The sequence below is a fragment of the Allostella sp. genome (genome assembly GCF_041913585.1).
Lineage (GTDB): Bacteria > Pseudomonadota > Alphaproteobacteria > ATCC43930 > Allostellaceae > Allostella.
The window spans coordinates 1-12,021 of record NZ_JAYSFE010000130.1 but is presented as its reverse complement, the minus strand read 5'-3'; the positions used below and the strand labels follow the sequence as shown (position 1 = coordinate 12,021).

Below are 12,021 nucleotides of genomic sequence, written 5' to 3'. Positions count from 1 at the left end.
CCGATCAGATAGTAGGTGACGCCCCAGCAGACGAGCTGCGACAGGCCGAGGGCCCAGACCGTGCCCCGCGTCGCCGCCATCAGTCCGGGCCGCCGCCGGCGAGCGGGCGCTGCATCAGCACGCTGTCGACCCAGCGGCCGAACTTGAACCCGACCGCCTCCAGCCGGCCGACGGTGCGGAAGCCCAGCCGCGCGTGGAGCCGGATCGAGGCATGGTTGGCGCTGTCGCCGATGACGGCCACCATCTGGCGCCACGGCCCCGTCTCGCAGCGCGCGATCAACCCGCCGAGGAGGCGGCTGCCGATCCCCTGCCCGGCGAGTCCGGGCGCGACATAGACCGAATTCTCGATCGCGAAGCGGTAGGCGCTGCGCGCCCGGTAGGGCGAAGCGTAGCTGTAGCCGACGACGGCGCCGGCCCGCGTGGCGACGAGATAAGGCATGCCGCGGTCGCGGATGTCGGCCATGCGGCGGGCGATCTCGGCCGCGCCGGGCGGTTCCTCCTCGAAGCTGGCGAGGCCGTGCAGAACATGGTGCCCGTAGATGGCGGCGATCGCCGGCGCGTCGACCGAGGCGGCATCGCGGATCGCGAGGAGGCTGGCGGTGTCGGCGGTCATCGCTCGGGTCCGGTGGCTGCGGAAGGCGGGACCATGCCGCGCGGCCGGCCCAAAGAAAAATTGCGGTTTCTTATCCGCTGTATGAGAGATTCTTTGCCATGCGCCGCCTCAATCCCGACCATCTCGACGCCTTCGTGCAGGTCGTGCGGCTCGGCACCTTCTCGGCCGCCGCCGATCGTCTCAGCCTCTCCCAGCCGGCCGTCAGCCTGCAGCTCCGGCAGCTCGAGCGGCGGCTCGGCGTGCGGCTCCTCGACCGCCTGGGCCGGCGGGTGACGGCGACGCCGGCCGGCGAGGAGCTGCTGCGCCACGCCGCCCGGATCGACGCCGCCATCGCCGCCGCCGAGGAGGCGCTCGCCCGGCATTCCTCGGGCGAGGCCGGCCGGGTCCGCATCGGCACCGGCGCCACCGCCTGCATCTACCTGCTGCCGCCGGCGCTCTCCGACCTGCGCCGGCGCCTGCCCGGCCTCGAGATCGTCGTCACCACCGGCAACACGCCGGAGATCCTGCGCGCGGTCGAGGACAACCAGCTCGATGCCGCCCTCGTCACCCTGCCGGCGTCCGGCCGCGCCTTCCAGGTCCGGCCGCTCTTCGACGACCCGTTCGCCGCCATCTTCCCGGCGGGCGACGACCTTCCTGCCCGCGCCACGCCGGCGATCCTGGCCGAGCGCCCGGTCCTGCTCTTCGAGCCGGGCGCGCGCACCCGCAGCCTGGTCGACGCCTGGTTCGCCCGCGGCGGCCGGGCGGCGCGCCCGGTGATGGAGCTCGGCAGCGTCGAGGCCATCAAGGAGATGGTGGGGGCCGGTCTCGGCTGCTCGGTCCTGCCGGGCATGGCGCTGGCCGCCGGCCACCCGCGGCTGGCCGTCCGGCCGCTCGCGCCGCGGCTGGTGCGCCGGCTGGCGCTGGTGATGCGCCACGACAAGGCGATGACGCGCGGCCTGCGCGAGATGGTGGCCGCGCTCGGGCGATTGCGCGAGAATGCGCCCGCGCTCGGGACGCCGACCCCGCCCATCCGCGAGCGAGGTCCCCGATCCCGAGGAGTGCCCGCGTGAGCGAGAACACCCATCTGCGCTACGAGCCCGAGGAGCGCCCGCCGCACCTGCTGGCGGCGGCCATGGGCGCCCAGATCGTGGCGATGATCCTGACCGGGATCATGATCACGCCGCTGGTCGTCTCGCGCACCGCCGGCCTCGACGGGCCGACCACCAGCTGGCTCGTCTTCGGGGCGCTGATCGCGGCCGGCATATCGACGTGGCTCCAAGTGAGCCGCATCGGCATCATCGGCTCGGGCTACGTCATGTTCGTCGGGTCGAATGCCGCCTTCATCTCGGTCGCGGTGGCGGCGATCGAGGGCGGCGGCCCGGCGCTGCTCGCGACCCTGGTCTCGGTCTCCGCCCTCTTCACCTTCCTCTTCACCGCCAAGCTGCCGGCGCTGCGCCGCATCCTGACGCCGGCCGTCGGCGGCACCGTCCTGATGCTGATGGCGCTCAGCGTTGCCCCCGTCGCCTGGGGCATGATGAAGCGCGTGCCCACGCAGTTCGCGGGCAGCACCGCCGTGCCGATCGTCGTCCTGATCACCACGGTCGCCATCGTCGCCATCTCGCTCTTCGCCCGCGGCGTCACCCGCCTGTGGGCGCCACTCCTCGGCGTGCTGACCGGATCGGCCGCAGCCGCCCTCTTCGGCATGATCGACGTCGCGCCGATCGCCGCCGCCCCCTGGATCGGCCTGCCGTCGGGCAGCTGGCCGGGACTGGCGCTCGACTTCCCGCCGACCTTCTGGATGCTGCTGCCGGCCTTCGTGCTCATCACGCTCGTCGGCGGGATCGAGACCTATGCCGACAGCATCTCGGTGCAGCGAACGTCGCGCCGGCAGGCCCAGCCGATCGATTTCCGCGGCGTGCAGGGGGCCATCAACGCCGACGGCGTCGGCAGCTTCATCGCCGGCCTCGTCGGCACCGTGCCGAACACCGTCTATTCGTCGAGCGTCGCGGTCGTCGAACTGACCGGCGTCGCCTCGCGCCGGGTCGGCTGGTGGGGCGGCGCCTTCCTCATCCTGCTCGCCTTCTCGCCGAAGATCTCGGCGATCGTGGCCGCGATGCCGGGGCCCGTCGCCGGCGCCTTCGTGATGATGATCATCGTCCTGCTGTTCGGTCACGGCGTCCGGCTCGTCAACGAGGACGGGCTCGGCTTCGAGGTCGGGCTGGCGGTCTGCCTCGGCTTCTGGGTCGGGTTCGGCTTCCAGCAGGGGGCGCTCTTCAACGACATGCTGCCGTCCTGGGCGCAGCTCTTCCTCTCCAACGGCACCACTTCGGGCGGCCTCACCGCCATCCTCCTGATGCTGGTGATCTCGCTCGGGCGGCGGAGCCGCGACCGGCTGACGGTGCCGCTCGCGCTCGCCTCGATCACCGAGGTCCGCACGCTCATCCAGGGCTTCGCCGACCGGCTCGGCTGGGACAAGACGGCCGAGGACCGCCTGGTACTGGCCGCCGAGGAGGCGATGCTGTTCCTCCTGGAGGCCCGCGTCGGCGAGCGCCAGCCGGGCCAGCTCATGGTCCGCCTGCGCCGCATCGACGAGGATGCCGAGCTCGAATACGTCTCCGCCCCCGTCGGCACCAACGCCGAGACCGCACTGGCCGCGGTCACCGCCGCGGGCGCCCCGGCCGATCCCGGCCAGGACCTGTCGCTCCGCCTGCTGCGCGCCATGGCCAAGGAGGTGAAGCACCTCCAGTACCACGGCTCGGACTATCTCCTGGTGCGGGTCGACAGCACCGGCTGAGGCGATCGTCCGGCCGTCCGCTCCGGCTCGACGTGCTCCGCGCCGGCACGGGTCCCGCCATGCGCGTCGGCCCCCTCGCCCCTGCGGGCCGGGCCGTTCTGGTCGGGGTGGTTGCCGGTGTGCTGCTGGCGGAGCACCGCCTCCACCGCGGCGTCCTCCACCGTGGCGTCCTGCGGCTTCCAGTCGTCCTTCGCCATCGCCGGTCTCCCTCGGGATCGCCCCCCTGCGCAGCACAAGCGCCGCGCGGGACCGGAAGTTCCGTCGGGAACAGGACCGGCCGCTCCGCGGTTGTTGCGGGACGAGACCCGAACTTCCCGGAGGACCAGCGAGATGGACGACGGACGGACGACGACCAGTCCCGGCGCCAGCGAGGCCGAGACCCTGCGCCTGCTGCGCGGCCTGGCGGCCCAGGTACGGGACAGCGCGGCCGGCTACAGCAAGGCCCAGGAGGAGACGACCGACGCGGCCCTGAAGGCCGAGTTCGGGCACCTGATCGACGAGCGCGAGGACATGGCCGAGGCACTCGACGAGTGCCTGGTCGGGCTCGGCGCCACCCCGGGTTCGACCGGAACGGTGCTGGGCGCCGCCCATCGCCTCTTCCTCGACCTGCGCCGCGCCGTCGGCCGCCGCGACCGCGAGGCCATCCTGCGCGAGATCGTGCGCGGCGAGAGCGTGCTCGAGGAGGCCTACGACGCCGCCATCCGGGCGGGCCTGCCGCCCGAGATCCACAACACCGTCCGCCGGCAGCACCGCCTCGCCCGGCGCAGCCGCGACCGCTTCCGGGCCGCCATTCCCGACTGGCCGGGGCCGGACGGCCGCCCGCTGCTACCCCTGACGCTGGCGTCGGCGGCGACCGCGGTCCGGCGGCACCCGACCGCCGCGGCGACGGCGGCGGCGGCGCTGGCGGCCGGGTTCGCCGCGGCGCTCTGGCTGACCCGGCCCCCGCCGCGGCGGTAGCGATGGCCGGGGCCGCCCGGCGCCGCCGCGAGTGGCGGCTGCTGATCCTGCTGTCGGCGGCGACGCTCCTCTTGTCGGCCGCCCTGGTAGTCGTCATACGCTGACCCCTTCGGGTCGGAAGCGACCGCGGAGCAGGAGGGGGGACGCATGGCGGAGATCGCGACCGGGCCGCAGACTCCCGTCCGCCGCCAGTTCCGGCAGTTCTTCCGCCACGAGTTCTCGACCATCCGCTATGTCCGCTGGGGCCGGCGCAACGCCCCGCGGCGGGCCGTGCTGGTCCACGGGTTCATGCAGAACGGGCGCGAGCACGACCCCTTCGCGGCGGCCCTGGCGGCGGCCGGCTGGTGCGTCTACTGCCCCGACCTCCCCGGACACGGCTGGAGCGACCGCCGCCGGCGCCACGAGGACTACGACTACCTGCTCTATGCCCACACCGTGGGGACGATGCTGGCAATCGCCGGCGGCGACGGGGTCGACCTCTTCGGCAACTCGATGGGCGCGGTGATCGTCATGCTGATGGCGTCCGCCCGGCGTCCGCCGCTGCGCACATTGATCCTCAACGACGGCAGCGTGCGGTGGCCGGACGCCGCCGTCTGCTGGTTCGCCGAAGCGGCCCCGGCCAGCGACCGCTTCCCCGACCGGGACGAGGCGGTGCGTCAGGTCACCGCGCTGCTGCGCCAGCGCGGCCCGCTCGACGAGGCCGGGTGGCGACAGGTCCTCGCGTACAGCCTCTCCCGCAGGGACGGCGAGTGGCGCGGCCGCTTCGACCCGCGGCTGAAATGGAGCATGGACTCGCTGGAGCGCGACCAGCCCGACCATTGGTGGCACTGGCAGCGGATTGCCGTCCCCACCCTCCTCGTCCGCGGCGAGCGCTCCACGATGCTGACGGAGGAGACCGCGGCCGAGATGATCGCGCGGCAGCCGCGGGCACAGCTCCTGACCATGCCCGAAGCCGGCCATTCGCCCTGGCTGCGCCGCCCGGAACAGATCGAACCGGTCGTCGACTGGCTGCGGCGCCATTGACCGGCATGCGGATTGCTGAGCCTGCCGGCGACGGGAGTCCATCCGGCGTTTGACAGGCGAGGACGGGCAACCCTACCGTTCAAACGATCGGCGCCGACCGGCGCCCGCGGGGAGATGGCGCACGATGGGGCAGTGGCAGGCCGGGGTCGATGTCGGGGGCACCTTTACCGATCTCCTCTTCGTCGACGGCGCCGAGCGGCAGTTCCGGGTCGTCAAGGTCCCGTCGACGCCGGACGACCAGTCGCGCGGCATGCTCGCCGGCATCCGCGACAGCGGGCTCACCCCGGAGGCGCTGACCTCGCTCGTCCACGGCACCACCGTCGGCACCAACGCCATCCTGGAGCGCAAGGGCGTCCTCTGCGGCCTCGTCACCACCGTCGGCTTCCGCGACGTGCTGGAACTGGGGCGCCGCACGCGCCCCTACGGCTACGGCATGATCGGCAGCTTCGAGGCGGTGATCCCGCGCGAGATGCGGCTCGAGGTGCCGGAGCGGCTCGACGCCAGGGGCAACGTGCTGATCCCGCTCGACGAGGCGGCGGTGGCGGCGGCCGTGCGCCGCCTCCTCGATGCCGGCGCCGAGGCGCTGGTCATCAGCTTCCTCCACTCCTACGTCAATCCGGCGCACGAGCGCCGCGCGGCCGAGATCGCGCGCCAGATCTGGCCGAACGGCTTCGTCTCGGTCGGCTCGGACATCCTGCGCGAGGTGCGCGAGTTCGAGCGCGGCAGCACGGCCGCGGTCAACGGCTACATCCAGCCGATCATGGCGCGCTACCTGGGCCGCCTGCAGAAGGAGCTGAAGCTCGCCCGCTTCCGCAGCGAGCTGCTCGTCATGCAGGGCAATGGCGGCACCATGAGCGGGCGCGCCGCCGCCGACTATGCCGTCCAGACGGTGATGTCGGGCCCGGCCGCCGGCGCGCTCGCCGCCGCCCGCATCGGCCAGCAGTCCGGCCATCCGAACCTGATCGGCTGCGACATGGGCGGCACCAGCTTCGACGTGACGCTGATCCGCAACGGCGAACCCGCGCTCTCCGCCGAGAAGGACATCGCCTACGGCGTGCCGATCCGGGTGCCGATGATCGACATCCACACGATCGGCGCCGGCGGCGGCTCGATCGCGCGGATCACCCGGGCCGGGCTGCTGCAGGTCGGCCCCGACAGCGCCGGCGCCAATCCCGGGCCGATCTGCTACGGCCGCGGCGGCACCGAGCCGACCGTGACCGACGCCAACCTGGTGTTGGGCAAGCTCGACCCGGCGGCGCTCCCGGGCGTCGCCGGCGGCGTGCCGCTGGAGGCGGTCAAGGCGGCGATCGTCGAGAAGATCGGCCGGCCGCTCGGGCTCGGCGCCGTCGAGGCGGCGGCCGCCATCATCACGGTCGCCAGCAACCACCTCGCCAGCGCCATCCGCCTCGTCTCGATCGAGCGCGGCTACGATCCGCGCGACTTCGCCCTCTTCCCGTTCGGCGGCGCCGGCCCCCTGCACGCGGTGGCACTCGCCCGCGAGCTCGGCGTGCCGACGGTCCTGGTGCCGCGCTTCCCCGGCCTGACATCTGCCCTGGGCTGCATCCTGGCCGACCTCCGCCACGATTTCGTGCGCACGCTCAACGTGCCGCTCGCCAGCGTCGACCCGGCGATGGTCGATGCGCTCTACGGCGAGCAGGAGGCCGAGGGCCGGGCCCTGATCGAAGGCGAGGGCGTGCCCGTGGCCGGCATCGAGGCGGTGTTCGAGGCCGACCTCCTCTACCGCGGCCAGAGCCACGTCCTGCGCGTGCCGGTCGAGCGGCCCTTCGACCCGGCCGCCGTGAAGGCGGCGCTGGAGGCCCGCTACAAGCAGCGCTTCGACATCGAGCTGACCGAGATGACGGCGATCCTGTCGAACCTGCGCACCGCGGTCTTCGGCCGGCGCCCGCGCGTCGACTTCGCCATCTTCGCCCCGCCCGCCGGCGGCCGGCTGGAGGACGCCCGGACCGGCGCCCGCCCGGTGCATTTCGCCGGGCAGTGGCTGGAGACCCCGGTCTATGCCCGCGACCGGCTGCCGGTCGGCGCGGCGATTGCAGGACCGGCGATCGTGACCCAGCTCGACACCACCATCCTGATCGATCCCGGGGCGACGGCCACCGTCGACCCGGTCGGCAACCTCGTCATCGCCGTCGGCGGCTTTCGGGCCTGAGGGGAAACGGACCATGGCCATCGATCCCGTCACCCTCGCCGTCATCCAGAACGGCCTGCGCCAGATCGCCAGCGAGATGGACCTGGTGCACGAGAAGACCTCCTTCTCGCCGGTCATTTCCGAGGCATTCGACCGTTCCAACGGCATCTACCACCGCGACACCGGCGAGGTGATCGCCCAGGGCGAGATGGGCCTGCCGATCTTCGTCGGCGTCATGCAGTTCACCACCCAGGCGGTGATCGAGCGCCGCCGCGATCTCGAGCCCGGCGACATCGTCATCGTCAACGACCCGTACCTGGGCGGCACCCATCTGATGGACGTCAAGATGGTGAAGCCGTTCTTCTATCGCGGCAAGCTGTGGTGCTACCTGTCCAACACCGGCCACTGGCCGGACACGGGCGGCATGGTGCCGGGCGGCTTCGCGACGAAGGCGACCGAGATCCAGCAGGAGGGGCTCCGCATCCCGCCGGTCAAGCTCTACCGCCGCGGCGAGATGGTGCAGGACATCGTCGACATGATCCTGACCAACATCCGCGTGCCGGAGGAGCGGATCGGCGACATCAAGGCCCAGGTCGGCGCGCTGACGGTCGGCGAGCGGCGGCTGACGGAGCTGCTCGACCGCTACGGCGCCGACACCGTCGAGGATGCGATCGGCGAGCTCAAGGCGCGTTCGGAGCGCCAGATGCGCGCCTATATCGAGAGCGTGCCCGACGGCACCTACCGCTTCTCGAGCTTCATCGACAGCGACGGCATCGTCAACGAGCCCCTGGAAATCGCGCTCGACATGACGGTCCAGGGCTCCGACATCCATTTCGACCTGTCGCGCTCGTCGCCGCCCTGCAAGGGGCCGCTCAACGGTGTCTGGGGCGCGACCCAGTCGGCGGTCTATGTCGCGATCAAGCACATCTTCCCCGACGTGCCGATCAACTCGGGCTGCTTCGCGCCGCTGCACATCGCCAAGCCGGTCGGCACTTTCCTCGTCGCCGAGTATCCGCGGCCGGTCGCCGGCTGCGCGTCGGAGGTGGCGCAGCGGGTGATGGAGGCGGTCTTCGGCGCCATGGGCGAGGCGATCCCGGACCGCATGTTCGCGGCCCCCGCCGGCACCAGCGGCAATTTCAGCCTGGGCGGCCACGATCCCGGCGAGAACCGCGACTACATCATGTATTTCTTCTCCGGCGGCGGCTATGGCGGCTGGTGGGAGACGGACGGACTGACCAACGGCTGCTCGACCGTCGGCATCTCCAAGACCCAGCCGGTCGAGATCCTGGAGCAGCACTACCCGCTGGTGTTCGAGGAATACGCGCTGCGCGAGGGCTCGTCGGGCGCCGGCCGGCACCGCGGCGGCTACGGCATCAGCTACCGCATCCGCCTGCTGCGCGGCACGGCGATGGCGTCCTTCCTGATGGACCACGGCCGCGAGGGCCCGCCCGGCCTGATGGGCGGCGCGCCGGGTGCCACCAACGAACTGATCGTCTGCCAGGGCGGGGTCACCACCGTGCCCGAGCACATCTCCAAGGGCGAAGGCTACGAACTCCATCCGGGCGACTGGGTGCAGGTCCGCACGCCGGGCGGCGGCGGCTACGGCGACGCCGGCGAGCGCGACCCGGCCCAGGTCCGCCGCGACATCGCCCGCGGCTACATCTCGGCCGAAGAAGCGAAGCACTGGTACCCCCCCGCGACCGCCGCAGAATAGGTCCGGGAGCCTTGGAACCGGGGACGTCGGAACAGGGACGTCGGAACAGGAACGAGGGGAGACGAGGATCATGGCGAACAAGCGAACGGGCGGGCATCGCGAGGTTGGACGCCGCAAGGTGCTGGCGGGGATCGCGGCCACCACGGGGCTCACCATCTGGTCGCCCCGCCTGTCGGCCCAGTCGGGCGAGATCGCGGTCGGCGCGATGGTGCCGATCACCGGCCCGTTCAACGTCTCGGGCCAGCAGTACCACTTCTCGCTGCAGATGGCGCAGGACGAGATCAACGCCAAGGGCGGCGTCGCCGGCAAGAAGCTGAAGATCGTCTTCGAGGACGTGAAGGATTCGAACAGCGTCGCGGTCAACGCCTATCTCAAGGTGGTGCGCGACATCAATCCGCCGTTCGTGTTCCTGTCGAGCTACACGACGCAGAACCTCGCAACCGAGCCCGAGGTCACCAAGGCGCAGATCCCCGGCATGTATGCCGGCGGCGGCGACGCCATGCACATGAAGAAGAATCCCTGGCTCTTCCGCATCCGCCCGGCCGACGGCATCCAGGCCCTGGCGCTGGCCAAGCATGCGACGGACGGGCTCGGCAAGAAGAAGATCGGCATCCTCTACGTCCAGAACGATTTCGGCCAGCCGGGCGCCATCGCCGCCGACAAGGTCATCAAGGCGGCGGGCGCGACCACCGTCGGCATGGAAGCCTACGCCTTCACCGACAACGACATGTCGGCGCAGATCCAGAAGCTGAAGAACGCCGGCGCCGACTGCCTGATCTGCATCTCCTACGGCAAGGACGGCGCGCTCATCCTGAAGCTGGTCAAGGAGATGGGCATCAACCTGCCGATCGTGATCTCGTCGGGCGTCATGGTGCCGGCGGCGCGCAACCTGATCGCGCCCGAGGAACTGGCCAACGTCAACGGCGTCATGGACGCCTATCTGGCACCCGAGCGCGGGCCCGAGGTCGCGGCCTACATCAAGAACTTCAAGGACCGCTTCAAGATCGACCCCGACCCGTTCGGCTCCTGCTACTACGACGGCGCCTGGATCCTGAAGCAGGTGCTGGACAAGGTCGGGCCCGACCGCGCCAAGATCCGCGACGCGCTCAAGGTGGTAAAGGACTACAAGGGCATCACCAACACCTTCTCGACCGATGCCGACGGCAACATGGTGCATTCGCTGGCCGTCTTCGGCATCAAGCCGGGCACCCGCGACCCGGTCTTCGTGCGCACCATCTCCGCCGCCTGACGCGATCGGGGGGCGGCCGGCCGGCCCGGCCGCCCCTCTCCCGCAGCACCCTTGGGGGGAGTGCCGGCGCCGGTGTCGCAGCAACTGATCCAGCTCATCGTCAGCGGGCTCGCCGTCGGCGCGGTCTACGCCCTGGTCGGCCTCGCCTTCATCATGGTCAACGAGGCGACCGGGGTCGTGAACTTCGCGACCGGGCAGATGGTCGCCATCGGCTGCTTCCTGTCGGTGACGACGGGCATCCAGATGGGCCTGCCGCTCGGCGCCGCCTATCCCCTGGCGCTGGCCGGGATGGCGCTCTTCGGCATGGTCTTCTACGCCGTCGTCTTCCGGCCGCTGCAGGACCGCCCGGTCGTCACCGTCATCATCGGCACGGTGATGATCGGCATCGTCATCCAGAACTCCGCCCTCATCACCTGGGGCTCGGTCCCGTTCCGGCCGCGCTCGCCGTTCGGCCGGCAGGTCGTCGACGTGTTCGGCGCCGCCATCTCGGCACACGCGCTCTTCGTGATCGCCGTCGCCTTCCTGATGATCGGGCTGCTCTACGTCTTCATCTACAAGACGGCGATCGGGGCCCGGATGCGCGCCGTCGCCCAGGACCGCGACGCCGCCCGGCTGATGGGGATCGGCGTCGACCGCATGTTCGTGCTGACCTGGGTCATCGCAGGCCTGCTCACCGGCACCGCCGGGCTGCTGGTCGGTCCGATGTGGTTCGCCGACGTCAACATGGGCGATCCGATCGCGCTCAAGGCCTTCGCCGCCATCATCATCGGCGGCTTCTCCAGCGTGCCCGGCGCGATCGTCGGCGGCGTGCTGGTCGGCCTCGCCGAGATGCTGGGCGCCGCCTACATCTCGTCCGCCTACAAGGACGGGCTCGTCTTCCTCGTCATGATCCTCTTCCTGCTGGTCCGGCCGCAGGGGATCTTCGGCGAACGCATCGGGCAGCGGGCATGAAGCCGCCGCGCAACCGGCTTGCCGTCGCGGCCGCCGCGCTCGCCTTCCTGCTGGCGCTGGCGTTGCCGGCCTTCGTCAGCGGCTACGGCATCCGCATCCTCAATCTCGCCCTGATCTCGGCGATCGCGGTGATCGGGCTCAACTTCGCCTTCGGCTATGCCGGCCTCATCACCCTGGCGCAGGCGGGCTTCGTCGGCTGCGGCGCCTACCTGACGGCCATCCTGTCGACTGCGGCGGGCCTGCCGCCGCTCGTCTCGATTCCGCTCGCCGTCCTCGGCACGGTGATCGTCGCAGTCGCGGTCGGGCTGCCGATGCTGCGGCTCAAGGGCCATTATCTCGCGCTGGCGACGCTCGGCTTCAACGTCTCCTTCGTCATCGTCGCCACCAACTGGAAGTCGGTGATGGGCGGCACCGACGGCATCTCCGGCATCCCGTCGCTGGCCGTGCCGGGCTTCGCCTTCGCCACCGACCACCGCTACTTCTATGTCCTGTGGCTGGCGCTGGCCGCCGCCACCTGGATCGCCTGGCGGATCCGCTATTCCCATATCGGGCTCGCCATGATCGCCGTGCGCGACGACGAGATCGCCACCGGGGC

The 12,021-nt window shown here is 71.4% G+C and carries 11 protein-coding genes; 9 read left to right on the top strand and 2 right to left on the bottom strand.

The genetic code is table 11. The features are described from left to right. Window positions 1–79: 79 nt before the first annotated feature. A complete protein-coding gene (locus ACE3Q3_RS19730) occupies window positions 80–613 on the bottom strand; it encodes an N-acetyltransferase family protein (RefSeq protein WP_374448953.1) in 534 nt (177 codons plus the stop codon). Between the two features lie 98 nt (window positions 614–711). Here ACE3Q3_RS19730 and ACE3Q3_RS19725 point away from each other — a divergent pair, with 98 nt between their 5' ends. Continuing rightward, the gene (locus tag ACE3Q3_RS19725; RefSeq protein WP_374448952.1) at window positions 712–1,662 is read left to right on the top strand and encodes a LysR family transcriptional regulator; all 951 of its coding nucleotides are present in this window, start codon (window positions 712–714) and stop codon (window positions 1,660–1,662) included. Next, complete coding sequence (locus ACE3Q3_RS19720; RefSeq protein ID WP_374448951.1) at window positions 1,659–3,386, top strand: solute carrier family 23 protein; 1,728 nt, start codon at window positions 1,659–1,661, stop codon at window positions 3,384–3,386. The genes ACE3Q3_RS19725 and ACE3Q3_RS19720 overlap by 4 nt, the downstream gene beginning before the upstream one ends. On the opposite strand, the gene ACE3Q3_RS19715 is transcribed toward ACE3Q3_RS19720, so the two are convergent. Beyond that, window positions 3,353–3,583 carry a hypothetical protein gene (locus tag ACE3Q3_RS19715; RefSeq protein ID WP_374448950.1) on the bottom strand — a complete coding sequence of 77 codons (231 nt, stop codon included), beginning with the start codon at window positions 3,581–3,583 and terminating at the stop codon, window positions 3,353–3,355. The genes ACE3Q3_RS19720 and ACE3Q3_RS19715 overlap by 34 nt on opposite strands. A 133-nt stretch (window positions 3,584–3,716) precedes the next feature. Between ACE3Q3_RS19715 and ACE3Q3_RS19710 the strand changes: the two genes are divergently transcribed. The 7 genes from ACE3Q3_RS19710 to ACE3Q3_RS19680 all read left to right on the top strand — a co-directional run. Continuing rightward, window positions 3,717–4,343, top strand: a complete 627-nt coding sequence (locus ACE3Q3_RS19710) for a PA2169 family four-helix-bundle protein (protein ID WP_374448949.1) — start codon at window positions 3,717–3,719, stop codon at window positions 4,341–4,343. 147 nt (window positions 4,344–4,490) lie between these two features. Then, on the top strand, window positions 4,491–5,366 hold the full coding sequence (locus ACE3Q3_RS19705; protein ID WP_374448948.1) for an alpha/beta fold hydrolase: 876 nt from the start codon (window positions 4,491–4,493) through the stop codon (window positions 5,364–5,366). Window positions 5,367–5,490: 124 nt separating this feature from the next. Next, on the top strand, window positions 5,491–7,533 hold the full coding sequence (locus tag ACE3Q3_RS19700) for a hydantoinase/oxoprolinase family protein (protein ID WP_374448947.1): 2,043 nt from the start codon (window positions 5,491–5,493) through the stop codon (window positions 7,531–7,533). Window positions 7,534–7,546: 13 nt separating this feature from the next. Beyond that, on the top strand, window positions 7,547–9,226 hold the full coding sequence (locus ACE3Q3_RS19695) for a hydantoinase B/oxoprolinase family protein (protein WP_374448946.1): 1,680 nt from the start codon (window positions 7,547–7,549) through the stop codon (window positions 9,224–9,226). Window positions 9,227–9,296: 70 nt separating this feature from the next. Continuing rightward, on the top strand, window positions 9,297–10,475 hold the full coding sequence (locus ACE3Q3_RS19690; protein WP_374448945.1) for an ABC transporter substrate-binding protein: 1,179 nt from the start codon (window positions 9,297–9,299) through the stop codon (window positions 10,473–10,475). A gap of 72 nt (window positions 10,476–10,547) precedes the next feature. Next, window positions 10,548–11,426, top strand: a complete 879-nt coding sequence (locus ACE3Q3_RS19685; protein ID WP_374448944.1) for a branched-chain amino acid ABC transporter permease — start codon at window positions 10,548–10,550, stop codon at window positions 11,424–11,426. Further along, window positions 11,423–12,021: branched-chain amino acid ABC transporter permease (locus tag ACE3Q3_RS19680; protein ID WP_374448943.1), on the top strand; the 599-nt coding region annotated here is incomplete at its 3' end. The genes ACE3Q3_RS19685 and ACE3Q3_RS19680, both read left to right, overlap by 4 nt.

Coding starts and splice junctions, on each gene's coding strand:
- ACE3Q3_RS19730 (WP_374448953.1), bottom strand. CDS start 613: ATGACCGCCGACACCGCCAGCCTCCTCGCGATCCGCGATGCCGCCTCG.
- ACE3Q3_RS19725 (WP_374448952.1), top strand. CDS start 712: ATGCGCCGCCTCAATCCCGACCATCTCGACGCCTTCGTGCAGGTCGTG.
- ACE3Q3_RS19715 (WP_374448950.1), bottom strand. CDS start 3,583: ATGGCGAAGGACGACTGGAAGCCGCAGGACGCCACGGTGGAGGACGCC.
- ACE3Q3_RS19710 (WP_374448949.1), top strand. CDS start 3,717: ATGGACGACGGACGGACGACGACCAGTCCCGGCGCCAGCGAGGCCGAG.
- ACE3Q3_RS19705 (WP_374448948.1), top strand. CDS start 4,491: ATGGCGGAGATCGCGACCGGGCCGCAGACTCCCGTCCGCCGCCAGTTC.
- ACE3Q3_RS19700 (WP_374448947.1), top strand. CDS start 5,491: ATGGGGCAGTGGCAGGCCGGGGTCGATGTCGGGGGCACCTTTACCGAT.
- ACE3Q3_RS19695 (WP_374448946.1), top strand. CDS start 7,547: ATGGCCATCGATCCCGTCACCCTCGCCGTCATCCAGAACGGCCTGCGC.
- ACE3Q3_RS19690 (WP_374448945.1), top strand. CDS start 9,297: ATGGCGAACAAGCGAACGGGCGGGCATCGCGAGGTTGGACGCCGCAAG.